The following is a 26,023-nucleotide window of genomic DNA, read 5'->3' as shown; positions in this document are numbered from 1 at the left end:
TATCCCCTTTACTTTTTAAATGACTTTTATACGTTCCATTGCAAGTGAATACACATTTTCATATCCTGCTATGCTAAGCTTTTCCTGCAATCGATCCGTATCCTCTTTCAGTGCGTGTACTAACACCGTATGTTCTGGTAATAATGTATTTAACATCGCCTTAACGTCACTTATACTTTGATGAACCTTATATGGAACTCGCTCTACCCTACATTCTCTACTTACACATTCTTTCATCACCTTTTCTGCAAAACTTCCTTTAGCAATATGTCCAGTAAAGATAATAGAATTTCGTTCTTTATGCCGAAGCTGTTCATAATACAACTGTGCTCGTTTCGTTTGCATATTCGCATCACTCATTACAACTATTCCGTAACTATTTTGCATACAAATGTCATTATCCATAACTATTATGTTTCTTTTTAAACTCTCCACAACTCGTTCAAGTTTTTCATTATTTTTTAGCCAATCTTTATATATGAACATTTCTTCAAAACCAACCAAAATTTCTTTATCTACTATAAGCGGAAACTCTTTATATCGTTCATATAAATACAATACTATATCTTGCGCCCTACCAAGTGGAGGCAGTGGTAGTAATGCTATTCCTTTATTGTGCGCAACTCGTTCAATTTCTGCACATAATTCGTCCACTCGTTCATTTTGCGAAACATCATCAGTGTGATAAGCGGCATCTACAATTGCAATTTTTATATCGCTTCGCAAATTTTCAGGTAAATTAGCTCGTAGTATATTAGATTCTGCTGAATAATCACCAGAATAAAATACGTATGTATTACACATATCCACTAAAAACCAAACAGCTCCTAATACATGCCCACTATACCCCCATTGAAACCTCAACGTTGGTGTAATCTGTATCCATTCATTTGGATTACTAATCTCATCAATACATACATAATTTAAATCTTTAATATTTTGATCGTTATAAGGTAAATTCCACCCTTTTGAAAGATTGTAGTTTCCCCATTTTTCAAAATAAGCTGGAAGTTGCTCCTTCGTATAACGAGTCGTCCAAATTTTTTTCTTATATCCATACTTCGTCAATAAAGGTAAACCCATCGTATGGTCTTCATGAATATGTGATAAAAATACTGCATCCAAAAATGGAACAACTTCTCTTTCTATTTTGGGATAACTATCCTCATATGATCGATTGATACCACAATCAAATACTATTTTTGTCTCTTTATTTTTTACAAAATAGCAGGAACGACCGTATTCTCCCGCTCCTCCCCATACTTCCATCCTCATCATGCTACCCCTTTTCGTTTTTGCTCCATATGTTGCAGAAGTAATAAGCACATTGTTGTAAGCCCAACAGAAACAACAGCCATTGCCATTCCTATAGATACTTCTCCTTGTTCAAATTGAGCAAAAATAAACGTTGCTGACGTTTCTACTGATGGAGGTAGTACGAGAAGCGATGCTACTAACTCTCGTATCGAAATCGTAAATGTCATCGCCCATCCAGCAAGAATTCCTGGAATAATAAGCGGCAATATTATTTTTCTAAAAATATAAATGTAATTCCCGGAAAAAATACTTCCTGCCTGTACAAGAGAATCATCAATTTGTCCGAGCGATGCTTTTACATACTGCACCGTATAAGGTAAAAAGAGAACAACATACGTTACGATAACCATGACTGGTGTATTGTAAATTGACATAGGCATATAGGGTGAATTCCAAAATAAAATAAGCCCTACAACCATCACTATTCCTGGTACCATATTCGGTAACATGCCGCACATATCAAGCCATTTTTCAGAGGACTTTTTCCCCTTTCGAATCATAAGCGCCAAAAACACGCCAATAATTACAGCAACAATCGCCGTTACGAGTGAAAAAAGAAAACTGTTCCATAAAGCTTCTAATCCCGGAGAACCAATTGTAAATAATGCTTCATAATGGCTTGTTGTAAAGTTATTAAAATGTAAGCCACCGCCTCTTAACTTCGACAAAGAAGCAATAAGTATAGAAAAGTATGGGATTCCAATTGCTACTATTAGTAAACCAATTACATAAACCCATGCTATAACGCGCGCAAATATAGACAAAGTATACCTTTTAGATTTCACACCTTTTCCACTAACCATTGCATATGTATACTTTCGATTCAATACATTTTGCATATACCAAATGAGCATACACGCACTAAGTAATAAAGAAGATAATGCTGTGGCACTGCCAAAATCAATCGGCCAACTAGAGATAAATTTATGAATCTCAGATGTTAACACATGGAATCCTATTCTACGTCCGAATGTAGCTGGTGTTCCAAATTCAGCAATCGTCTTTACGAAAATGAGTAAAGCACCCATTACATAACTTGATAACAATAACGGTAGTATTATTTTTCTTAAACGATAGAAAAAACTTCCACCATGAACTGCTGCAGCTTCTTCTTTACTACTCCCAATCTGAAGTAACGTGTTTTTCAGCATGAAGTAAAGGAATGGGAATAAATGCAGACTCATAATTAAAACCATACCGCCTAAACTAAAAAACGATGATGAAATCGGCTTTAAAGCCGGAAAAAATTGTTCAAAATAACCGTTAGGTTGCATGAACAAAATCCAGCCCATCGATCCGATATAGGGCGGGGTCATAAATGGGATCATAAAAACAATATCTAACTTACTATACTTTCCTACATCTGTTTTGCTCATAATGAACGCCAATGGAAACGCAAATATTGTAGCTCCTATTACAACGAGTACACCTAGAAGCATCGAATTTAGAAAAATCCCAGCTAATCCACCACTCTGCATGACTTCAAAAGGCTTTAAAAAATTCCAACTGCTATTTTCATATACACTAGAAAATAAAATGAGAAAAAGCGGAATGACGATTAACATCGCCACAAGTAACAACGCTACTGTCATTCCAACTTGTCTTACTGATACGAATCGATTTACCATGTAATCACCATCTTATTGAAATACTTTCTTAAATTGTTTTGCTATTTCATCTTGTTCTTTCTCAACTGTTTTCCAATCAATATTTAATACTGGAATCTCTTCTACATTCGGTCTATTTTCAGCTTTTATATCTTTTCTACCTGGCAACAAATACGCTTTAGAAACTTGTTTTTGCACATCATCTGATAATAAATAATCAATAAACTCTTTTGCACCTTCTACATTTTTACTATCCTTCATAATGCCTGCTGCACGTGGACTAATGACTGTTCCGCTTTTTGGATATACGATATCGACCGGTTCACCCTTTGCTTTTGCACTGTACGTCATATAGTCAACACCTGCGATTATCATATCTTTCGCACCTGTTACAACTGGGTCTAACGCTTCTTGGTTTGCCCCAGCTACTGTAACTTCATTTTTCTTAAGCTGTTCAAATAAATTCCATCCATCTTGTCCATTCTTTTTCACATATCCTGTTACAAAGTCTAAAGCTGAACCTGAAAGTGCTGGATCTGGAAGATTCACTTTCCCTTTCCATTCTCCTTTCGTTATATCGCTCCAATCTTCAGGTGCTGTCTTCACATTTTTTGTGTTATACACAATTCCTAATGCTGAAGCACTATATCCAAAATAATGTCCTTTATCATCCGACCATTCAGAACGAAGCTTATCAGCTTGTTTTGCTTCTTTATAAGCTAACGTTTGCCCATCTTTTTTTAATCCTTCCATCGCTGGTAAAGAAGCAAGTACGACAACGTCAACGACTGGATTTTTCTTTTCAGCCTCCATTCTTGCTAAAATCTTACCTGTTGTTCCTTGAAACATTTCTACTTTTATCCCTGTTTTCTTTTCAAAGTCCTTTTGGATTTTTTCTGCTAATCCTTTTGGTCCTGCACTATATACAACAATTTTCTTTTCATTGGCGTTTTTATTTTTTGCATCTACACTGCCTGTCTTTGAGCTACAACCTGTTACTACAGCAGAAAATAGTAAAGTACATACAAATAAAGACTTAAGCGAACTGAATTTCTTCATACGATTCTCCCCCTATATGATGAATACATTTTTTTGGTACATATAACGATACCGGTTTACCAACGCTTAGCTTACTATTGTGATAAGCTGTCCATACACCGAGTGTCCCCATGTTTACTTTCACTTCATAACGTTCTCCTACATATGTAACGTGCTGAACTTCACCTGTATACATTTCGCATAAGTCATTTTTTGTCCAGCTCACATGCTCTGGACGAATCATTTTTTTCCCCTCTACAAGCCAATTTGCCTTACCAACAAATTTTGCAACAAATTCATGAGACGGTTTCACATAAATGTCTTCTGGTGTTCCTTTTTGTAATACTTCACCCTGCTTCATGACAATAATTTGGTCTGACATTGACATAGCTTCTGTTTGATCATGTGTTACATACAATGCCGTTAAACCAATTGAATGAACGATGTCCATAAGTTCTAATCGCATTTCTTCTCGCAAAATTGCATCGAGTGCACTTAACGGTTCATCGAACAAAATAAAATGAGGTTTCGTTACAATTGCTCTAGCAAATGCGACACGTTGCTGCTGTCCACCTGAGAGTTCATGCGGATATCTTTTCTCCATACCTTGCAAACGAACTCGCTTTATCGCATCTTCTACCTTTTTTCTTAATTGATTCGTTTGCTTTGTAGCCCTTAAACCAAATGCAACATTTTCAAATACAGTCATATGCGGCCATAAAGCAAAATCTTGAAATACCATGCCGATATTCCGCTCATGAGGAGATGTTTTTATCTTTTTAGCAGAAGAATACATGCACTTATCTCCAAAATATATTTCACCTTTATCCGGTTCCTCAAGCCCTGCAATCATTCTAAGTAAGGTCGTTTTCCCGCATCCTGAAGGTCCTAAAAGTGTGGTGAATTCCCCTTTTTTCATTACAATCTGTAACGGCTTTAACGCCTGTGTTTTCCCAAATGCCTTTTCTAATCCATGAATTTTAATATCCATCGTTTCACCTCTCTCCCCTCATTCTTAACCTGCTTTCATTCTATCTGGAAGTTTTATACTGAATGTTAATGTACTGTAAAGATTAAATTAAAAAATCTCTAATAAACTATTTATTTCTATAGATTTTTTCTATAGTTAGAAGAAAAAGGGGCCAACTTATCATGAATCTCTTAAAATTAGAAATTGTAGTGCTTATTAAGAAATACAAAAAGCTTACTATTGTTGCAGAAAAACTTGGCGTTAAACAACCTACTATTACGTTTCATATAAAAAGCTTAGAAGAGGAACTTGGTGTGCCTTTATTTGAATTACGTTCCGGAAGGTATTTCTTAACAGAAGCTGGTGAGGCATTGCATCATTATGCTTGTAAAATAGATGCACTTATGAAAGAAGCTAGGCGGGTCACACAAGAGTTTAAAGATTTTAATAAAGGCGCTATAACAATTGGTGCTAGTTATGTACCAGCGACTTATCTTTTACCAGAAGTTGTTCACCAATTTCAATGCGAATTTCCAAATATAAAAATAACACTCATAGTAAAAACAGCTCCTGAAATTCGAACGATGCTACAAAATCATGAAATTGATCTCGGGGTAATTTCTGCGGCACCGTTTGACGAACCACTTCTAAAACAAATGAATGTAATGCCTGATACACTTGTTCTTGCCTTTTCCAAAGAACATCATCTTTCTAAAAGAACAAATGTATCATTACAAGATATCGAAAAAGAACGTATATTATTGCATCGTAACCCATCTACAACGAGAGATTTACTTACACAATGGACGTTAGCACATAACATTACATTCCAATCAGAAATTGAACTAGATTCATTAGAAACGATGAAACAAATTTTAAAATATGGTAATGGGGTTGCCTTTATTTCAAAACTTGCTATTGAGCAAGAAGTACAACGAAATGAGCTATGCTATATACCAATCCCTGATTTTGAATTTCAGCGTAATATTTATACCATTCATCATGAGGACAGATGGAATTCTAAAATAATTTCTTTTTTACTACATAGCATTACTTCTTTTGCAGAAAAAAATTAAAAGGCTGTCGTTATACACGACAGCCTTTTAAACTATAACTCTATTTGTTTTTCTTATCCTCAATTTTTGCTTGTGCCTCTTCAGCCTTATCTAATGCTTCTGAAACTTTTTTCTCTTTTTCTTTTACATCATCTATACTATCAACAGCTTTAATTAATTTATCGATTCCTTCTTCATTTACCTTTTTTCGTTTCGCTACTCTTTCATTTACTTTCTCTTCCACATCTTTTGCTTTTTGAAGCATATTCTCTGCATTTGATGTCACAGCTTTTTCAAGTGCATCATCTTTTTTCTTTTGTAACACTTCATTTGCAATATCTTTCGTTTCTAAATACTTACCGTCTTTTAATGCTGTCGCACCGCGATCTAGTAACTGAGCGACTTCTTTATATGCCTTCGCTTCATTTCCTGATTTCTCTTTTTCCGCTTTTTCAAACCACATAATCGCATCACTATATTTTTCATTTTTCAATGATTGCATACCTGTTTCAATATACGTGTCATAATTACTACATCCAGTCATTACGACTAACAGAAAAAGCATTACAAAACTTAATTTTCTCATGATGTTTTCTCCTTTTCTTTGCCTGCTCACTTTACTGTAACATACATGAAAAATAGTTTCAAAAACTAAAATACTAATATGGTCATTTTTATTATTTCCAGTCTTATTACTTTCTTATTTTTAAGCCGACACATCTACTTGTTTTTTCGCCATATGTTGCTTTACTCCAACTAATACAACTAACAATAAACCTCCGCCTATCGTCATCATAACAATGCTAGTTGGCAACATATCTAATAATAATCCATATACAATCATACCGAGTGGTGCGATTGCAGTAGCAATTGTTTCAAGTAGGCCAAACACACGCCCTAAATAGCTCGGATCTGTCGTTTTTTGCATATGTACTTGCATCGGAATATTTACAATCATAATTGAAATACCCGTTAACATCATAAAAGCAATATAGTAAATAAAACTTGCCACTTTGGGAATGGTAACTAACAACGGGAAGACTGTACATAAACTTAAACCCGCAAATAAAAACAATCCAGTATAAATAGAACGAAACGGATTATTCACTTCTTTACGCACTGATAAAGCAATCGCACCCATTAGCATCCCGACTGCTAACATTCCCTCTACAGTACCGAGTTGCTTTGAAGATAGATGCAATGTATGGACGATAATATATGGAAGTGCTACTGTTAGCCCACACGCAAAAAAGTTTACCCACAATGCTATTTTCATTAAACCATATATTTCATGCTGTCGTTTTACATATGAAAATCCTTCTTTTATACTCGTCAAGAAACGCTCTTTACTCTCAGCCACTTCTTTTTTGTACAAATCAAATACGATAAATAATTGCAAAATAACCGCTAAAAAGAACGTAACACTATTTAACAAAAAAAACGACTTAATTGAAAAGAAACCAAATACAACGCCACCAATAATCGGCCCTAAAATATTTGATAAAGAAGCTGCCGTTTGATTTAAAGCACTCGCTTTTTGAATACGCCCCGCATCTACTAAATTAGGAATAGACGAAGTTAATGCAACAGAATAAAAACTTGCACAAATTGATAATAATGCCGCTGAAATATAGATAACAAGAAGTGACGGTCCAAATATAGTAGCAAGAATAAACATAATAAGCATCGTTAAACTACTTAATAAATCCGTGCCAATGACAAGCCATTTTCGATTCACACGATCAGCTACAGCACCTGCAATCGGACCACAGATCATCCTTGGTAGTGATCCGCAAACGAGCGTAATAGCAAACCCCATCCCTGAACCAGTTGTCTTTAATACGTATAACCCCATTGCGAATGTATAAATACCTGCCCCTAATAAAGACGTCATCTTTCCAATCATCATCAAAATAATATTTCTCGTTGCAACTTTCATCCTTGTATCATGTTGTCCTATACTTATATCTCCCATAATGACTCTCTCCCCTTAAAAGTTAAATTGTGTTAAACTTATTATATAATCAACTTTCCAATTTTCACAACAAAAAGTTTAATTGTATTTAACTTTTTGATTATAAAGGAGCATATGATGGCTACTCTCGGCGAGAAAATTAAAACGTTACGAAAAGAAAAAAAGCTTACTCAAACTGAATTAGCAGGTTCAGAACTGACAAAAAGTATGCTAAGTCAAATTGAAAATGGAAAAGCTACACCTTCCATGAAAGCATTACAATATATCGCTAATAAACTTGGATGTGAAATGAGTTTTTTACTAGAAGAAGATGATGGAGAAATTGTAGAACTCATTCAAAAAATGGAGGAACTAATAAAGACAAATAAATGCGATGAAGTATATGATACTTTACTACCTATCGTTCAAAAAGAGCTACCTTCTACTTTAAATACGGCTCGTATATATAAACAGTTCATAACTGGAGCAGCTATTATGAACGATTATAATATTGAATATTACGTCGAAACCGCTATTTCTATATTTGAAAAATATACTTTATATCGAGAAAGCACTGAAACGAAACTACTGTTTTACTATATGCTCTTCAAACGTAAAAAATATAAAGAATGTTTACAGATGATTACCATTATTCGTGATGAATATAAAACGAAGAATTTAGAAATGGATCTTATTACGCATATACAGTTATACTTAAAAGAAGCAATTATTTTACTCGCATATGGCAATTATGAAAAATGTGAAAGAGTCATCTTAGATGCACTTGCCTTTTCCAAAAAACATCAAGTGTATTATAAAACAGATGATTTTTATCGTATTTTATCTTATCAAAAAATCATTACGGCGGATAAAGAAAGATATTTATATTACATAAAAAAATCTGAGCAATTTGCCATTTTTACAGAAGATACTTTATCCGCTGCAAATATAGATATATTAAAAGCTTATTACTACAATACAATTACGAATGAATATACAATCGCATTAGAACATTTAGAACAATTTCGAGAAAAACTAAAAGATGAACCAATTTTTCAAGACGATGGATTGTATTATCTTGAAAAAGGAAAATATTTGTATGGTTTAAAACGTTACGAGGAAGCTTTAGAAGTATTAGAGCGTGCTATCATACCGGATTATATGAGTCATCCACTTGATCAATCGTGGTTATTAACAGCTGGATCTTATCGTGCTCTTTGCTATATAGAACTTCAAGATAAAAAATCTGCTCTGAAAGAAGCAAAAGAAGCAGTTCAAGCGATAGATGACTATCCTGATTCCATCTTCTCTTCATTTATTAAAGAAACATTACAAATAATACAAAAACTTTAAAAATGTCTCGAAATGGTATATTATTCCTCCTTTTTTGCAAAGATAATAATGATGGGAGGAATATAAATGAATATACAACGCGCAAAAGAGCTTTCCGAGTCATCTGAAGAAGCCAATGTCAGTTTTCAAGGCATGCCTGTTATGATTCAACACGTTGACGAAAGCAACGAAACCGCCCGCATATATGAAGTAACAAATCCAAAACGCGAATTAACTGTTCCAGTTAATAGCTTAGAGGAAATATAAAAAATGCCACTTCTTTTTTTGAAGTGGCATTTTTCTTTTATTATATATTTCATCACTAGTTTTTCCTTTTTAGTAAACCATACAGCCCAATACAAATTACAATTAGACCTACTATGCCAAAAGCCAGTTTCTCAAATGAATCTCTTGTTTCATGACTCCTAACTTCTACTATACTTTTGTTTTGTCGTTCAATTTCATTTTGGTCTGTTTCTACTCGCTCTCCATATACTAACAATCGATATTTACTAGATGTATATGGTTCACATGTAAGTAATGTAACTCTATCTTGTCCTTTTATTACACTCAATTTATCAACTTGATTTGGATTAATTATCTCACGCCCAATTACTTTATAAACAAGTTGTTTCCCTAGTACACTGACATAAAATGTGTCGCCATCAGCTAATCGATCCAGGTGGCGAAACATCATTGCGCCGTGATATCCACGATGTCCTGCTAATACAGCGTGCGTATCTTGTCCACCGATTGGTAAAGAAGTCCCTTCAATTTGTCCGACTCCTTTACTCAAGTTATCTTGACTTGCTCCTAAGTATAATGGTAACTCTTCATCTATTTTCGGAATTGTAATTGTACCAAATACTTCATCTTTATTTATAAAATCTAACTGTTTGTTATTTACTTTTATATCATGAACAAATGGATCATTCATTTTAAAAGTAGTTCTACCTAATAAGCTATTATATGCTTCCATCCTACGAAATTTCTCATTAACATCTTCTACTTTTAAATTAGCAACCATTTTCTCATAACTTATTACTCTTGTTTTATATACATAATTGTTTATATAATTAGCAACCGTTGGGTATATAAATAATGAAAGCCCTACGAGGAACAATAATAAACTTATAAATCCCCTTCTCACACACTCACCACTCAATACATACTATTTTCGTTTTTTTAAATAAATCATTAGAAGGACGATACAAATAATAACAATAGGAAAAACGATCATCCAATCTTCTAAAATGAAAGGTTTTGTAATCATTTCTTTTGCTCCAGCATCATATGGAACCCGGTGTCCTCTCACTAGTAACCTGTGCGTGTTCACTCCATAAGGGGTACACGTAATTAATGTTGCATAATCTTCTCTTTGTACAACTAATAAATCTCCTGTTTCATTTGGTAATACAACTTTTATTTGATCTACCTTATAGGCAAGTACTTTATCTAATGAATGAATATAAAATATATCGTCCTTTTCAACTTTATCTAAATGAGTAAACATTAGTGCTGAAGGTAAACCACGATGCCCCGTTAAAACTGTATGCGTATTTTCTCCCCCTACTGGTAATGAAGATTCGTTCAGTTGTCCAACTCCGCGGGTTAGTACGTCTTCAGTCGTCCCTTGATAAATCGGAAGATTCACATCAATTTTTGGAATTTCTACATATCCCATAACATCACCGATATTTAACATATCTATATGCGAACTTTTGTTCTCATCACTATTTTCATGAAATGGGTCCGAAAATGTTTGCATCGTACTTTGAACTTTTTCATTATATTCCCGTGCTTCTTTCTCCTTACGTTCAATTTCTTCTTTTTGTAAATTACTTACTGCTTCATCGTACGTACTTACTTCCGAATAGTGCGTTCTCGTTGCAAACCAATTACTTGCAATCGGATATAAAAATATACTTAAACCTAGCAAAAATATACTTCCAAAAATAATATTTTTTTTCATAACAGCCTCTTTCGCTACGGATAAAATGTGGAAAAGAGGAAAGCAATATGCCTTTCCTCTTTTCCAAACTCAATTATTATAAAAATATTAATTAAGAATTCTTCACAGGTTTCTTTCTAAAGAAAATAAACGCCGCTGTCACCATTAATAACAAACCAACTACTGTGAATAAAACTGTTCCTATACCACCTGTTTGTGGGATAATCCAGCCGCTTTTATTGTTCTCTACTTGTAGCTCTATTTTTTGATGTTTTTCATCAATCTTAATCTCAATCGGATCTCTTAATTTTTGATATTGCTCTACTGCGCCATCTTCATCTATATACTTTGGTGCTTCTGTTTCAACAATTTGGTATTCACCGTACGGGATTTCATTCCATGTAATAATACCATCTGCATCAGTGATATCATCCATTTTCTTTTTGTTTACTACTACAATATTTCCCTTTTTATCTCGTAATTCGAATCTTGCACCTTCTAATTTCAGAGACTTATTCTTACCATCAATTTTTTCGATTTTTATATTTCCCATTGTTGGTGTAACCACTACTTCGTTTGATGGTTTTCCATCTTTTTCTGATGAAACATCATCTTTGTTTACAAAATCAAGTACTGCTTTGTTCGGAATTTCCACTCCAGATTGAACATCCCCTTTAATTTTTGCAGTAATTTGCAAGTGTAATTCTTTCCCTGTTACTTTCGAAAAATCTTCCACTGAAGCAATAACCTTTTGTCCAGCAACAATTACATTTACAATACTCTCATCAACTTTTTTACCATCAATCATTACAATTGGTGTTCCAACAACCTCTAAACGATCATCTAAAACATCGGTTACAACATAATTTTGATACGTTTGAATATCCTCAGGAAGCAATGTTTTAATATCATACGTATACTCTGTTTCACGATTTATTCCCGCGTTTTTCGAATTGTCGTTAATCGTTTTTTCAATTGTAGGCTCTTTATAGTTTTTTACATCTTTTTCTAACTTAACTAGTTTACCAGTTTCTTTAATAGAAAAAGGATATTCTTCTTTACTTGTTAAATAACCTTCTGGAGCCTTCTCCTCTATAAAATAATAGTTTCCATACTCTAATGACTCCACATGAATCTTACCATCTGATCCTGATACTAGTGGATGTGGTGTTTTTACTTGCGTTTTTGTGCCATCTTCATTTTTTTTGAATAAATGGAATTCCGCACCTGGTAACACCCTGCCCTCTTCACCTTTTTTTATTAATTCTACTGAACCACGTTTCGTTTCATTCTTTGGATAAATATGAACATCGTAGTTTAAATCTTTACCATCTGCACTTGTCATTGGAATATCAACAATAAAAGTACTCTTATCTAATTCAATATGGTCTGGACCTTTAACAGCTTTTACTTCATAACGTCCTAATGGAAGATTATTAAAGACTGCCATTCCATTTGTATCTGTTATTTTTGTAATAACGCTATCCGTTACTTTATTAATATTTTCTGTTACTACTTTTCCATCAGAAGTTTGTTCAAATGATGCAATACGTTTAATTTCAAATGTTACATCCTTTAAAGGCTTTGCCCCCTCTGGAACGCTTTGTCCTTCTTTGCCATTGCCCTCTACACCAGGCTTCGCATCCTTACCTTGCTCATACTTATGAATCGTTAAAGTACCTATATTTTTTGATTCAGCACTAACCGTCATATTCATTAATGTCGAAAAAGCTAAAATACATATTAGAAATGTGCTAAAAATCTTTTTCATCAAATTCCACTCCCCTATTGTGTATACCATTTTTGCAAACTACTAATCTATTTCATAATCTTTCTTTTTCTAAAGAAGAAGAAAGATGTAATGAACATCAATATTCCACCAATTACATAAAAAATAATTGTTCCTATACCACCCGTTTCCGGGATAATCCATTCATTTTTATGATTTTCTATCTTTATTTTCTGTGCAGTTGTTTCTTGCGTCACATTAATTTCAATTGGCTCTTTCAAAAGCATGTATCCGTTTGGTGCTTGTACTTCTTTCAGCGTATATTTCCCTACTAATAATGCATTAGAAATCGCTATACCATCTTTATTCGTTGTTAATTCAGACTCTACAGTTCCAGCTTGATTTATCACTTGAAATACTGCACCTTCTAATTTGAGATTTTCATCCTTCGCATCTACTTTCTCAATCTCAATTTTCCCAAAAGATGGTGGTATGATAAATGCTTCATTCGATACAATTTTCTTTTGATCAAATAGTAACTCCGCTTTATTTCGTATACCACCCTTTGCAGTATAAGCTTCTAAAGCTTCCACACCTTTACTTACATCCAACTTTGATTTAATGTGCATCGTATATGCTTGATCAACTAGATACTCGTAACTACCTTCTCGCTTCGGCAATTCGATTTTCACCTTTTTCGACTGCTCATCGATTTCTGGTATAACTTGTACCTCTTCACCATCTGCATTTACAAGTCTTACTTGTACTACTTTTAAAATATCTTCTAAATCATCTTGTAATATTATTTCTTCAACATTTGCTACGTCATTTCCAAAATTATAGTTTACATGCCATGTAAACTCTTCATTCTCACTTTGCAATGTTGCCTTTTCTACCCCTGTTTCATCTGCATCAGAAACTGTCTTTATAATCTTTGCTTCCTTCGCTTCCACTTTCGTTTTTACAGTTGGCTTTTCTGGTGGTAAATCTTCACCATCTGGTGTTTTCCCTTCCACAATCGCTATATTTTCTATTTCTTTTGTTTTTAGCGATTCCTTTGTAACTTTCACCTTGAAAGTTACAATTCTTTCTTCTGTATCAAGTACATCACCAAAGTTTACTTTAACTGTATTGTCCTCATATGATCCTGCATCTTCATCCACATTATCTGTCAATGAATTGCCGTTCATTTTCAAACTACCTGCTATATACTCCACTCCGCTAGGAAGCTTATCAACAATGCGAACATCTTTTATGAGTCCATTTTCAACTTTATTTTGAAGTTTAATTTTATATTCAAGTTCATCATCTACGTGTACTTTTCCATCTACCCCACCAGTTACTTCTTTCTTTGATTCTAGTTGTCCATACAACCGATCAACCAATGTTTCGACTTCTGGCTTCTCTTGATCTGGTACACTAATAGATTCAACAACTGCTATATTTTTTATTTTCTTATTTGCCATTTCTTGTTTTATAACTACTTCAAACGTAATAACCTTCTCTTCTTCACCTTTAAGGTCACCGAGATGAGCAAATATCGTTCCATCTTTTATATGTGCCTGATCATCATCTTCTACATCCGTTTGTTCCTTTTCGTCTATCTTGATCGTATTCGGAACATATTCTACACCTTCAGGAAGTTTATCTGTAATTTTCACAGATTGTAAGGTAGAATTTTGCACAGTATTTTTAGCTTTAACAGTATACTCTAGTTTCTCTCCTACTTTAAGAGTTCCACCATTTATATCTCTAGCTAATTTTTCTACTGCCAATTTGCCTTTCTGCTCTATATCACGGTTTCGTTCTGGTTTGACTTTCACGATTACTTTATTAGAATCATTCGCTTCAATACGACTCCCTGTTAACTCATCAATCCCTTGAACAACAGCCGTATTAGGAATTTCACTTTCTATTTTTTCTCCCTTTAATTTCGCTTTAAATTCAACAATTGTTTCAGGCGTTTTATCAGTATAAATTCCGCCTTTTGTGGCATTAGCACCTTCACCAATTCTTATTGTTAATTTTCTTGTCTTTACATCATAATCAACTTGATCATCCATCACTAACTCTGTTTGATCCCCCACGTTCGGGCCAGAAATAATCTTCACTGATCCAGGTATAAACTGTAAACGACGGTCTAAAACATCTTCAATTTTTGTATCAATTGAAGTTGAATTCGGCTCAACATTTTTTACATGTAAACGATATATAACCTCATCATCGGATTCATACTTTTCTTTCGGATTTAATACTTCCTTATTAATGACAAGCTCTGGCGCTGTTGCATTTACTGCAAAAGCTAGTGTATTTAATACATAATCATCACCAGATGTAGCAGCTTTTAATCGTATTTCTTTTTGTTCTGGTTTAATATATCCTGCTGGTAGCCTAATTAAATCTGCATCAATTCCTAAATTATTTTTATAATCTGGAGCAAAAGTACCTGGATACTTATCTCGCATATGCTCCTCATATTCAGAAATAGTCGAATTGAATATATTACCAGTTGGATTTAATTTATCCGTAACTTCTTTCCATGCATTATCTGTATGCACAAACAGTTTATCACCTTGCCAATATCTATCTCCTTGAACAGCGAAAACAGAAACTTTCGGATCTAGATCCCCAGCTTTTGAAGCGACAAAATTTTTCACTGTGAATTCTTTTTCACCAGAACCAGTTGCTCTTTTTAATCCACCATCATACACAGTAAACGCTTTTCTTGTTTTTGACTTATCCTTTGTGATAACTAACATGTACCATCCAGCAAAAGAATAGTATCCAGAATTATATGCAAGCTTTGTATTCGGATAAGGTATATTTGCTACAGTATAGCTTCCTCCTTTTGAATTAGAAGAATTTAAAAGCTCTGTAACATCTGCATAGTTAGAAAAATAAGTACCATCAATACCGAAACCATACAGTAAACCACCTCCGGAATACGTATTACTTGGTGATACTTGAAAGCTCTTCCCTACAGGAGTGGTCAACTTAACTGGTGCTACATACTGCTGTTGTGTTAATTCGTAACGTGTTGAACTCCAATATAATCCAGCCCACTCAATTTCAGCATCCTCCGGAACAGGAATATATGCCTTAGATGAATTTGTAGTCGTTGGGTCATCATCCACATCAATTAGTTCCCGTGTATAACCATTCGGTGTTGTCCCATAAATATATGTTATATCCGAATACAATGCCGTTTTCTTCTGAGCTTCAGTGGCTTTAATACCTAAATTCACATTACCGGTAGAATACATATCACCTTTATGAATAGATTGATAAGTTGGCGTATCAAAACCTTCTTCCTCTGTTATTTCTGCCTTTACCTCATCAATTGGACTCAAAAACTGTAACTGCGATAATAGTAAAAATAAACTCATAACAACTACAAATGTATTTAATATTTTTCTATTTCCTTTCATCCTATTGTGCAAAGAGTTCACCTCCTTAATTACAGTTTTTTAGTATATTATTCAAATATACTTTATATGTATTATTCTAATATAAATCTTGCTATTTGTTAACAAAATATGTGATAAATTACTAATTTATACATTTTTATATAGAGATTTTTAGATTTGCAGTATTTATTAATCATTAAATTCTGAATATAAAATAGAAACTTCATACCTTTTCTCTCATTTATGATGTTCTATATTACGGAAAGAAGTGCCATTGTCCGATTTCGAAAAACTACTTACAATTGACCAAATTATACAAGTAATAATGTGGGAACGTAATATTCAAAAGAAGACAGCGCAAGTATGCTGGATTAAAATTTACAGCCTAAAAAGAAAAGAAGCCCCATGCTTCTTTTCTTTTTATTACGTGCTAAAATACTTATTAAAGGGGGAATTTACATGGGAAATGCTCCACAAAAAACGAATCATTATTATGCAGTTATATTCACTTCAAATCTATCCAATGATACAACAGACTATAGTACCGTTGCTGAAAAAATGGAAGACCTTGCGAAACAGCAACCTGGATTTTTAGGTGTCGAAAGTGCACGTGATAATTCGGGACTCGGAATTACAATTTCTTATTGGGAGTCACTTGAAGCAATTGAAAATTGGAAAAGGAACGCCTTACATAAAGAAGCGAAAAAAAGAGGCCGTGAGCAATGGTATGAAAATTTCCACCTGCGCATCTGCCTTGTTGAGAAAGAATATAAGTTTCATAGAGGTACATTGTAACTATGAAGAAAAAACTAGCTCTCGTTGTTGTTCATGAAATATACGGTGTGAATGATCATATGCATCATGTTATAGACCACTTCACTACATCTCATATAGATGTATTTTGTCCTAACCTTCTACAATTACAAAATGCATTTCATTATAGTGATGAAGAAAAAGCATATCAGTATTTTATGAATCAAATTGGATTTGATGATGGAAAAGAGCAAATTGAAGAACTCATTACTAGCCTTTCCAGTAGTTACACACACATTGGACTTATCGGTTTTAGCGTTGGAGCGACAATTGCTTGGCTCTGTAGTAACAATCCTAGAATAGACTTTATCATTGGATGTTATGGTTCCCGTATACGTGACTATGTTCACATTAAACCTACATGTGCTACATTACTATTACTCATATTCATAATAATTCCCTTCATTTCAGCATTAGCTCTCATTTTTATGACGGTTAAAAAGGAACTTTTCTAAACCGACCACACTTACAATCATTCATCGTATGCACACTATTCTTTGCGAATTGGATATTATATTTAGCAAATTTTTATTCATTACTACCTGAGAAAGTTAGTCAATTTATATTCCTATTCATTTGGTTTTTCCTTTGCGTTTTAGGTTTAATCGTTTTCACACGCGAATGGAAAAACAATCGTGTTTTTTCCATATCTATTGGTTTCCTTTCTTCTATCCCGCTATTTGCCGGGCAGTAAGACTCCCACCTCAAAATTCGGCTGAAGCAAAGAAGTTAGGTGAGAGATTAACTGCCCGTAAACGCCCGATTGGTGAAGGCTAATAATCAGTGGGGGATGAACCAACCCCCCCACTGATTAAAGTTTCACTTTATTAGTTTTCTATTTGGAGTATTGTTGTTAGTTCTTTCAGGAATGTAAAAATAAAAGGAAGAAAAGCCCAACATCAACTTTTCTTCCTTCTATTTTTACCTTTAGATTTTATTGTCATAGTTTCACAAGGTGTATAATAAATTTGAGGTGTCGCCTTATCCACAAACATCATAAACGTAATAAAGCCGATAATAAAAAAAATAAACAACGTTAACAATATTGCTCCTATCGTTAAAAGTATCATAACACCACCCCTATATATTTCATGTTATTACACCTTTCGCTATTATATGAGCTGAATCCTTTTTAGAAAAATAAACGTAACAAAATAATTACAATGACTCCTGTTAATACTGTTCCTAATAAACTACGAGTATATATCGCTACGAAAAATGTAGGAATTGCCGCAATGATATAATCCCACTGCACTGTCTCATGCATAAATAATACTTGTGCTAAAAGTGCTGCTAATATCGCAATTGGTATGTAATTTAACCATTTTAAACCCCAGTCTGGAATTTGTAGTTTACTAAATACGAGAAGAGGTAAAATACGTGGTACGAGTGTGACAGCTCCGGCTGCTAGTAAAAGGAATAATACGTCCAATCTTACTTCCATTTTTCAATCACCACCCCGATTGTCGCAGCTAAAAGTGTTGCGATAATAACTGCTATACTATCTGGCATAAATAAGTGTGAAACGTATGCGATAATAATCGCTACAATTGCAACACTTAGATGAATGGCTAGTTTCGGTTTACTACTTATTAGCTGAAGTACAAATAATCCGATAAACATCGCTGGTAACGCATAATCCATTCCGTACGTATGAGGATCTGGTATCCACTCTCCAAAAAGCCCTCCGAGAACTGTAGCTAAAATCCAATTTAAATATGCTGTTACATTAAGTCCCATCATCCATTTCTCGCCTAAATGGCCTTTTTGTGCTGCTTGTTGCACTGCAACGCCGAAAGTTTCATCTGTAATTTGCGAACCAATTATTAAATTTTTAAAAAGAGGTATCTTGGTGAAGTAAGGTGCGAGTGCAGCACTCATTAATAAGTGACGTAAATTAACAAAGAACACAGTAAAAATAATTGCTGAGGCTGGGGCACCCGCTGCATACATACCCGCTAATATAAACTGAGCAGAACCTGCGTAAATTAATGTGGACATAAAAGCAATTTCTATGATCGAGAAACCTGCTGTTTTCGCAATAACACCAGCCGCTATACCGATGCTCAAATATCCAAATACAGTTGGTAAACAATCCTTTACACCTTGCTGAAATGAATCATCGCTCTGCAGTGTCATATGTGCTTGAGCTTTATTCACCATTATCTCCCTCCATTTCTTCTATAGTACGTTTTCCTGTTACGACATGAACTAAATCTATGTTTTCACGCCATAATGTATCTAATTTATCAGCTCCAAACTCCTTCGTAATCTCTTCCACCATAATGTCGTGCCGAACATATTCTGTAGCGACGAGAACTAAAGCTGGATCGTACGTTGTAACGGCCCATGAAGTGCTATCATTTGAAAAGTTAGCAATTAATACTTCTTCCCCATCACGCGCGATAACAGTTAAATGACCACCCATTCTCTTTTCAACGACGTGAGGTGTCATATAATTATGGTGAAATGTCGCTCCTATTTTTGTTTCTGGAGCACCAAATAAAATTGAAAAAATATGTACGCCTTCCGCTTCCTTTTGATGAATGAATGACTCAATCTCTTGCACTTGATCTTCCCATACAGAAATCCATAACTCTTCTTTTGCTCTATTAATTATATTGCATATTTCTTTCAAAACACGATCATTTGAGCGAATATGCGAAATTACATCAATTTGTCGCTCTTGTTCTAAACAATTTAATTTTCGGTCTAGAAATTCAAAGGACTTTTCAAAATCTTTTCGCATTCGATCTATTAATTCCGTAGCTGGCACTGGTACATATTTCACTGGTTCAGAAGGAACGATATGCACCGCTCCTTTATCCATCAACTTGCCAAGTACTTCATAAATCATCGAACGAGGTACGCCTGTTTGTTTACTAACTTCATAACCTGTTACTGGATAATGTTTTAATAGTCCAATATACGCTTTACATTCGTACTGGGAAAAACCTAACTTTTGTAACTCCTTTATTATTTCATCCATCGGTAACCCCTCACAATTTATATAGCTCTAATTTCAAAACTACGATTTCACTTTCCATTAGTAGTTATTGCTATACCTACTAATATAAAAAAGAAGCCTCTACAAGTCAACTGATAATTCCGAATTTTTATCCGAAATAAAAAGCCTTCTTTTGAAAGGCTTTTTGTTCATAATGAATTATTTCAACTGTAGAGCATTTGATATATTACCCTCCAAATGCTCACGTAAGGTTGAACCTGTATACTCTTCTCTAAATACACCTGCTCTCACGAATAAAGGAATGACTTCACTAAAGAATAAATCCAATGATTTTGGAGGACCGCCTGGAATTGCAATAAATCCATCTAGTGCTCCTGCTTCAAACCTTTCCATAATTTGTTTGAAAACGTCTTGTGGTGTGCCAATAGCGACCCAATGAGCAGAACCAACAACTTCTGGTCGTTCTAGTATTTGCTCAACAGTCGGTTCATTTTTTATGATGAAATTCCGTAATAATTCGGCATGTGTTTTACTACGTACAGCTTGATTTCTACTTGGTAGCATATGTTCAGTAACCTTACTTTCTAATGGCATCCCTCTAACGTCTAATCCGAGAACCATTTCGAGTAAAGCGTACCTCTTCTCTTTTGTAAGATGTTGATGAGCTTGCCTGTGCATTTCTAGTGCTTCTTCATATGAATCACCAATAAAGAAATATAAACCAGGCAATACACGTATATCATCTTGCTTTCGGCCATGCTTTTCTGCTCTTCTTCTTAAATCTTGACGCAGTTCCATTCCTGACTCTACATCTGGCGTTGCAGCAAAAATTGCATCCGCAACAGAAGCAGCAAAATTCCGTCCTGACTCTGAAGCACCAGCTTGAAATAATGGCATTTCCCCTGAAATATGCTGCGGAATATTAAGTGGACCTTTCACCTCAAAATATTTACCTCGATGTTCAATTGGCTGGACCATTTCTCTAATAACATCAGGATTATCTACTTTCAAAACTTTATTAGGGTGACTTCCCCAAAGTTTTCTTACTAACGCTGTACATTCTGCCGCTTTCGCGTATCGTTCCTCAGATGGTGGCATTCCTTCCTCTCCAAAGTTTTCAGCACCATCAATTGATGTGACAATGTTCCATCCTACTCGGCCGTTACTAATCCAATTTAAAGATTGTAGTTGCCTCGCTAGTATATATGGTGGATAAAACGAAGTTGAAGCAGTCGTAACGACTCCAATTTTTTCTGTTGCATAAGCAATAGCCGTAAACAGTAACGTCGGATCTAAAATGACATTCCCCTTATTACGAGCAATTAAATCTGGGTGCGCCACTAAATAATCTGCTTTAAAAACAAAATCTAACTTAGCCTTTTCTGCCTGTAGTGCCAACTCTACTTGTTCATCTATCCCTGAGTTAAACATACTCTCTTGTTCTTTCTTTCTAGAAATCAAGCATAGTCCAATGCAAAGCTGTTTTTTTGTAGACATATGTACACACCTTCCCCTTATTTTTAATTTACCTAGTTAAACAAATGATACGACCCTCACATCTTGTATTTTTTACAACACATAAAATGATAATGATTATCAATATCATTTTATGGTGTTACGGAAATAAATGCAATAACAAAAAAGACTCCCGCTAATAGGAGTCCTTTATCTCAATATTTCATTTGCTTCTTTTTCATAAATTTTATCAAATGAAGTCATAATACGTTGCGATGCTTGAATCATTTTTTGACTCGACATAAGGTCAGCCATTTCTTTCGTCATATCCACATTTGAATTTTCTAGCATATGATTTTTTACTATTCCTGTTCCGTTCGGTAAATCAGCGAGGTTACCTTCTGCTAGTGTAAAACTTTTATTTTCTCGTTGCACAAGGCGAGCATTCGTTTCTGCATCTACTGTTTTCGTTTGCAAGCGGCCAATATTATTTTGTGTTACTTCATCGTATAATGTACCGTCTGCTTGTACAGCTACCTTTGCTCCTTCTGGAATACGAATACGTTCATTATTCTCACCCATTACGAAAGCACCAGATGCTGTTTGTAAATAACGATCACTATTTAATGTAAAACTACCGTCTCTCGTTAAAAATGTTTCATCATTTTTAGATGTAACGAAAAATGATGATGTTCCGGCCGCACCGTCATCTAAAAAGAAATCTGTAGCACTATTTGTCATTTGTATATTTCCTTGTACTAAGTTCACATGCGTCGCAGCTGGTACGACAGCGTAATCGACCGAACCGATATTTGTCGTAGCTCCGTCTCCGCGGCGGTATGTGTCTTGCACATCAAATACTTTAGAAGTCATATTTTCTGCTTTAAATCCTGTCGTTTGGGCATTTGCAACGTTATTCGAATGAACATTAATATGCTGCATGTAATTCATCATACCCATAGAACCTATATAAAGACCGTTCATACTTGTTTGAATAAGGCAAGCGCCTTATTCTTCACCTCTTTTCTTACGATGTTTGTAACATTTGTTTTGCTAAATGTTCAGCTGTAGCGATATGTATATGTTGCTTCACGTCTTGTCCGTCTGTCATTAATACAATTGGTGCTGATGATACTGCTGGAATTTTTAACAATTCACCACTACTCGCTGTTTCATCAAATTTCGTAAATACGATTCCATCAATATGAATATCTTTAAAATTCGTAATGATTTCAATCATATCTTTACTTTTCATAGAAGCAGATAACGTTAAACAAATATAATCTGGCTCTACTTGCCCCATCGTCTCAATCATTTCTTCAACTGTATCTGACGTACGATAATTTTTACCGGCTGTATCTATTAAAATATAATCGACGCGAGCTTCTTCTTTAAAATAAGTAAGTGCCCTTGCCATTGCGGGTTCATCTCGCACAGCGATAACTTCTGCTCCAATTGTTTTTACGTAATCTTGCAGTTGCTGTACTGTCCCGATGCGAGAGTGATCTGTCGTAATAAAACCAACCGTTTTTTTCTTACCGTGAAACTGCCATGCCATTTTCGCAAGTGTCGTCGTTTTTCCAACGCCAGTTGGACCGATTAATGCAATTGTTTGTACCTCTTTCTCAAATACGTTTTCAGTATTAAAATGAGATCTCATATCTTCCAATATGTATCCGATGACTTCTTCTTCTGTAATCATCGTTGCATTCTCAAACTTCACTTTTAATTTTTCAGCATATGCATGAATGAAATATTGTTCCACATCGTTTTGTTCTAACATCCGAATTACTTTTTGAATAATAAATGGTACAGATTCCTGGTTTTCTTTTTTTATAACTACTTCTTCTTTCTTTACAGAAATAGCTTGTTTCACAACAGGCTGTTTTTTAGCTACTTTCGTCTCTTCTGTATGTTTCACAACGACAATACCCTTTTCAAACAGTTGTAATAGTTTCTCTTTTTTTCTTGCCCATTCTTCACTATTTCCTGTTTGCATCGCTGCGTACGACATAGAAGTCGTTACGTTTTCTAAATTGTGCAGTACCGATTGAATTCCATTTGCCTTCACAATTTCTTCTGAAGGTTCATTTACAACATCCATTAATTGTTCATGAAATTGAGTTACGCCTTCGTTACTTTCTTCCTGTTTATCTTCAGGAAAAGCGACTAACATCTCATAATTCTTCTTCCAAAAAAACGGGATGTTTCGTTTTACACTTTCATCGACAACGTAGTAATAATCTGTACCATATTGGTCAAATAACTTTCGATACAATTCATTTTTCGAAGCTGCTTTTATTCGCATTAACGCTTCTTTTTTTTCTGTACTTTCCATTACTTCACCCCCTACTATTCAATATAAGCAATTTGATCTACAACAATTTCTGGTGCTAATTCACTAATACATAATACTTTCGCTTCTATTTGATAACGTTCAAGAAGTCTCACAATCGCAAACCTGAAATCTTTTCTGCGTGTTAATAATACTGGCTCTCTTCCCATTAAACGAGCTTGTTTGAAAACGCGCTGTACTTGCTCTACTACTCGCGTTTCTAAATCTAAATCCCAGTTTAATAAATAACCTTGGTATGAATTATTAACAACATCCGCATCTAACTCAAGCGAGTCAGCGAAGAGTGCCGCATAAATTTTTCCATCAGGATTTTTCGCACTCTCACAAATAACTTTTGAAATACATTCACGAACAAATGCCGTTACACCATCAACGTGGTTTTGATAAATTTCTTTCCCGTCAATAATACCTTCAATAATTGTTGGTAAATCACGAATTGAAATTCCTTCTTTCAGAAGTTGTTTAATAACATTTTGCACGAGTGATAAATCGATTTCTTTCTTCTTAATTTCTTCTAATAAAACGCCATTATCAGTTTCAAGCGAGTTAATCAAGTCTTTCACATGTTGACGCTGAATTAACTCATGAAGATTACGTCTAACGACAACATCTAAATGCGTAATTAATATGCTAAGCGGCTCTAACACTTGATAGCCTTTCATTTGTGCATCTTGTACCATATGCTCCAAAATCCAATATCCATCTTCACCAAAAATTGGATCTTTCGCCGGCTCTGCATCTAAATCAGCCATTACATTCGGTGTTTTCAGTGCTAATAAATAACCTGACTTTAAAACACCTTCAGCCGCCTTCGCACCTTTAATACGAATAATGTAACGTCCGCGTGGTCTAAAGCTCGTATTATCTTTAAAGTTAATTCCCGGAACGTTAATTCCAAGGTCGGTAATAATTGACTTCCTCATAAGAACAACTTTATCTCGAGCTGTTTCCCCGTTAATCTTCTGCTTTACAAGCGCCGCTAAATCTAAACCGAGCTCTACAATAATTGGATATTTATCTGTAAAGACTCCGAATGAATCTTCCACTTGCTGTAATTGCTCATCCTCGCCTTGAATCATTTCTAATTCTTTTTGAAGCTCGTCTTCTTTTTCTTTCTTTATTCGCTTTTTATTGCGAATTCCTAAGAAGATAATTGTTCCACCAACGAGAGCAAATGGTAGAAATGGTAGCGGGGTAAAAACACCCATTGCGATAAATAAACCACCAAGCGCATATACAACAACTTCATGCGCTAATAACTCTTTAAAGATTCCTTCAGTTACTGTATCTGCTGAACCGTCAAATACACGCGTTACGATAATACCTGTTGAAATCGCAAGCATTAACGAACCGATTTGGTTTACAATTCCGTCACCGACAGTTAACTGTGTATAGTGAATAGCCGCATCTGCAAAGCTCATTCCTTGCTGCATCATACCGACAATTAAACCGAAAATAATGTTTACGAATAAAATGACAATCCCGAAAATAACGTCCCCTTTAATGAACTTTCCGGCACCATCCATCGCTCCGTAAAACTCTGTTTCCATATTTAATTTTTTTCGTTTCGCCTGTGCATCTTTTTCTGTAATAAGACGCTGATTCAAGTCAGCATCGATAGACATTTGTTTCCCTGGTAAAGAATCAAGTGTAAAACGAGCTGCTACTTCAGCTGTACGAGACGCACCGTTTGCAACGATAAACTGGAATATGATTAATACTATAAAAATAACGATACCAATTAATAAGTTCCCGCCAATTACGAACTGGCCGAACTCTTCAATAACATGACCCGCATTTCCGTCTGTTAAAATCGCTCGCGTCGTCGAAACGTTAATCGATACGCGGAAAATCCCGATTAATAACAACATCGTCGGAAATGACTTTAATTCATCCCACTCGTTAATACTTGTAGCTCGCATATAAATAAGCACTGACATACTTAGTAGAAAAACGATAACGATATCAAGTATAAATGGTGGAAGTGGAATTAAGAGCGCCACAACGAATGACGCTGCTAAAAAGATAGAAAAATAGGTTCTTGCAGAATCCATCTTAAACAAAGAGATCC

The 26,023-nt window shown here is 34.8% G+C and carries 22 protein-coding genes and 2 pseudogenes; 6 read left to right on the top strand and 18 right to left on the bottom strand.

The window, feature by feature from the left end:
* Positions 1–15: 15 nt before the first annotated feature.
* The 4 genes from ABH959_RS01595 to ABH959_RS01580 are packed head-to-tail and all read right to left on the bottom strand — an operon-like array spanning position 16 to position 4,953.
* The gene (locus ABH959_RS01595; RefSeq protein WP_404492199.1) at positions 16–1,278 is read right to left on the bottom strand and encodes an MBL fold metallo-hydrolase; all 1,263 of its coding nucleotides are present in this window, start codon (positions 1,276–1,278) and stop codon (positions 16–18) included.
* Positions 1,275–2,945, bottom strand: a complete 1,671-nt coding sequence (locus ABH959_RS01590; RefSeq protein ID WP_002031009.1) for an ABC transporter permease — start codon at positions 2,943–2,945, stop codon at positions 1,275–1,277. The genes ABH959_RS01595 and ABH959_RS01590 overlap by 4 nt, the downstream gene beginning before the upstream one ends.
* Positions 2,946–2,957: 12 nt before the next feature.
* Positions 2,958–3,983: an ABC transporter substrate-binding protein gene (locus tag ABH959_RS01585; protein WP_404492198.1), complete on the bottom strand. Its 1,026-nt coding sequence runs from the start codon at positions 3,981–3,983 to the stop codon at positions 2,958–2,960.
* Complete coding sequence (locus ABH959_RS01580; RefSeq protein ID WP_404492197.1) at positions 3,961–4,953, bottom strand: ABC transporter ATP-binding protein; 993 nt, start codon at positions 4,951–4,953, stop codon at positions 3,961–3,963. Before ABH959_RS01580 ends, ABH959_RS01585 begins: the two co-directional genes overlap by 23 nt.
* A 161-nt stretch (positions 4,954–5,114) precedes the next feature.
* On the opposite strand from ABH959_RS01580, the gene ABH959_RS01575 reads away from it, so the two are divergent.
* A complete protein-coding gene (locus ABH959_RS01575) occupies positions 5,115–6,008 on the top strand; it encodes a LysR family transcriptional regulator (RefSeq protein WP_002126660.1) in 894 nt (297 codons plus the stop codon).
* 40 nt (positions 6,009–6,048) lie between these two features.
* On the opposite strand, the gene ABH959_RS01570 is transcribed toward ABH959_RS01575, so the two are convergent.
* A complete protein-coding gene (locus ABH959_RS01570; protein WP_002086429.1) occupies positions 6,049–6,573 on the bottom strand; it encodes an outer membrane protein assembly factor BamD in 525 nt (174 codons plus the stop codon).
* A gap of 120 nt (positions 6,574–6,693) precedes the next feature.
* Positions 6,694–7,962, bottom strand: coding sequence for an MFS transporter (locus ABH959_RS01565; RefSeq protein ID WP_404456130.1), 1,269 nt, complete (start codon positions 7,960–7,962; stop codon positions 6,694–6,696).
* Positions 7,963–8,079: 117 nt separating this feature from the next.
* Between ABH959_RS01565 and ABH959_RS01560 the strand changes: the two genes are divergently transcribed.
* On the top strand, positions 8,080–9,294 hold the full coding sequence (locus ABH959_RS01560) for a helix-turn-helix domain-containing protein (protein WP_215591101.1): 1,215 nt from the start codon (positions 8,080–8,082) through the stop codon (positions 9,292–9,294).
* A 66-nt stretch (positions 9,295–9,360) separates the two neighbouring features.
* Positions 9,361–9,540 (top strand): H-type small acid-soluble spore protein, encoded by a 180-nt coding sequence (locus tag ABH959_RS01555; RefSeq protein ID WP_001025736.1) that lies wholly within the window; start codon positions 9,361–9,363, stop codon positions 9,538–9,540.
* 55 nt (positions 9,541–9,595) lie between these two features.
* On the opposite strand, the gene ABH959_RS01550 is transcribed toward ABH959_RS01555, so the two are convergent.
* The 4 genes from ABH959_RS01550 to ABH959_RS01535 all read right to left on the bottom strand — a co-directional run bounded on the left by ABH959_RS01550 (position 9,596) and on the right by ABH959_RS01535 (position 16,381).
* Positions 9,596–10,423 (bottom strand): class C sortase, encoded by an 828-nt coding sequence (locus ABH959_RS01550; RefSeq protein ID WP_113938040.1) that lies wholly within the window; start codon positions 10,421–10,423, stop codon positions 9,596–9,598.
* 21 nt (positions 10,424–10,444) lie between these two features.
* On the bottom strand, positions 10,445–11,245 hold the full coding sequence (locus ABH959_RS01545; protein ID WP_113938039.1) for a class C sortase: 801 nt from the start codon (positions 11,243–11,245) through the stop codon (positions 10,445–10,447).
* Positions 11,246–11,336: 91 nt separating this feature from the next.
* Entirely contained in the window at positions 11,337–12,995 is a 1,659-nt protein-coding gene (locus ABH959_RS01540) for a SpaA isopeptide-forming pilin-related protein (protein WP_404492196.1), read from the bottom strand.
* A gap of 47 nt (positions 12,996–13,042) precedes the next feature.
* A complete protein-coding gene (locus ABH959_RS01535; RefSeq protein WP_404492326.1) occupies positions 13,043–16,381 on the bottom strand; it encodes an isopeptide-forming domain-containing fimbrial protein in 3,339 nt (1,112 codons plus the stop codon).
* Between the two features lie 438 nt (positions 16,382–16,819).
* Here ABH959_RS01535 and ABH959_RS01530 point away from each other — a divergent pair, with 438 nt between their 5' ends.
* From ABH959_RS01530 to ABH959_RS01520, 3 genes and pseudogenes are all read left to right on the top strand, one after another.
* The gene (locus ABH959_RS01530) at positions 16,820–17,155 is read left to right on the top strand and encodes an antibiotic biosynthesis monooxygenase family protein (RefSeq protein WP_242309183.1); all 336 of its coding nucleotides are present in this window, start codon (positions 16,820–16,822) and stop codon (positions 17,153–17,155) included.
* A 2-nt stretch (positions 17,156–17,157) separates the two neighbouring features.
* Positions 17,158–17,553 (top strand): annotated as a pseudogene (locus ABH959_RS01525) (dienelactone hydrolase family protein); the annotation flags it as partial.
* 3 nt (positions 17,554–17,556) lie between these two features.
* Positions 17,557–17,867, top strand: a pseudogene (locus ABH959_RS01520) (hypothetical protein).
* Between the two features lie 205 nt (positions 17,868–18,072).
* On the opposite strand, the gene ABH959_RS01515 reads toward ABH959_RS01520, so the two are convergent.
* The 8 genes from ABH959_RS01515 to flhA all read right to left on the bottom strand — a co-directional run bounded on the left by ABH959_RS01515 (position 18,073) and on the right by flhA (position 26,015).
* Positions 18,073–18,243, bottom strand: a complete 171-nt coding sequence (locus tag ABH959_RS01515; protein WP_002011981.1) for a DUF3951 domain-containing protein — start codon at positions 18,241–18,243, stop codon at positions 18,073–18,075.
* A gap of 62 nt (positions 18,244–18,305) precedes the next feature.
* Positions 18,306–18,617 carry an AzlD domain-containing protein gene (locus tag ABH959_RS01510; protein WP_002086437.1) on the bottom strand — a complete coding sequence of 104 codons (312 nt, stop codon included), beginning with the start codon at positions 18,615–18,617 and terminating at the stop codon, positions 18,306–18,308.
* The gene (locus ABH959_RS01505) at positions 18,608–19,336 is read right to left on the bottom strand and encodes an AzlC family ABC transporter permease (protein ID WP_002126646.1); all 729 of its coding nucleotides are present in this window, start codon (positions 19,334–19,336) and stop codon (positions 18,608–18,610) included. Before ABH959_RS01505 ends, ABH959_RS01510 begins: the two co-directional genes overlap by 10 nt.
* Positions 19,326–20,162: a TrmB family transcriptional regulator gene (locus tag ABH959_RS01500; RefSeq protein ID WP_404492195.1), complete on the bottom strand. Its 837-nt coding sequence runs from the start codon at positions 20,160–20,162 to the stop codon at positions 19,326–19,328. The genes ABH959_RS01505 and ABH959_RS01500 overlap by 11 nt, the downstream gene beginning before the upstream one ends.
* A 177-nt stretch (positions 20,163–20,339) precedes the next feature.
* Complete coding sequence (locus ABH959_RS01495) at positions 20,340–21,638, bottom strand: NtaA/DmoA family FMN-dependent monooxygenase (RefSeq protein WP_404492194.1); 1,299 nt, start codon at positions 21,636–21,638, stop codon at positions 20,340–20,342.
* Between the two features lie 168 nt (positions 21,639–21,806).
* Entirely contained in the window at positions 21,807–22,580 is a 774-nt protein-coding gene (locus ABH959_RS01490) for a flagellar basal-body rod protein FlgG (RefSeq protein ID WP_033713348.1), read from the bottom strand.
* 43 nt (positions 22,581–22,623) lie between these two features.
* Positions 22,624–23,934 (bottom strand): flagellar biosynthesis GTPase FlhF, encoded by a 1,311-nt coding sequence (gene flhF, locus ABH959_RS01485; RefSeq protein WP_002168716.1) that lies wholly within the window; start codon positions 23,932–23,934, stop codon positions 22,624–22,626.
* A 14-nt stretch (positions 23,935–23,948) separates the two neighbouring features.
* Complete coding sequence (gene flhA, locus ABH959_RS01480) at positions 23,949–26,015, bottom strand: flagellar biosynthesis protein FlhA (RefSeq protein WP_078203041.1); 2,067 nt, start codon at positions 26,013–26,015, stop codon at positions 23,949–23,951.
* Positions 26,016–26,023 lie beyond the last annotated feature (8 nt).

Source organism: Bacillus sp. RC51, from assembly GCF_044908115.1.
Taxonomy (GTDB): domain Bacteria; phylum Bacillota; class Bacilli; order Bacillales; family Bacillaceae_G; genus Bacillus_A; species Bacillus_A mycoides.
The sequence above is the reverse complement of the archived record's forward strand: the minus strand, read 5'-3'. Positions and strand labels throughout refer to the sequence as shown.